This is a genomic window from Aquabacterium parvum (assembly GCF_001447195.1).
GTDB lineage: Bacteria > Pseudomonadota > Gammaproteobacteria > Burkholderiales > Burkholderiaceae_C > Aquabacterium > Aquabacterium parvum.
Genome location: NZ_LFRI01000522.1, coordinates 1 through 292 on the forward strand (window position 1 = coordinate 1; position 292 = coordinate 292).

1 pseudogene is annotated in these 292 nt (G+C 61.0%); it reads right to left on the minus strand.

The window, feature by feature from the left end:
• Positions 1 to 292: pseudogene (locus ABG80_RS19415) on the minus strand (IS5/IS1182 family transposase); the annotation flags it as partial.

A 292-nucleotide genomic window follows, 5' to 3' on the forward strand; every position in this document is an offset into this window, starting at 1 on the left:
TCACAGTACGCGGCCGGTGGTTGGCCAGGATGCTCACCTGCTCGATGGTCTCATCCAGCGTGTGCCCGTCGTACGGATTGCCGGGCATGGAGCGCATGCCCACCACCAGGCCTTCTTTGAGCGTGGTCGCCAGTGTGACCTTCACACCGAACTCGTAGGGGTTGCGTGCCTTACCTTTGGAGATGCACTCCACTTCGGGCGCATGCAGGGCATACAGCTTGTTCTTGTCTTTGGTCTTTTGCGTGAGGATGCGGCCCACGCGCTGCAGCAGGTCCTGCCCCTTGGCTTGAAC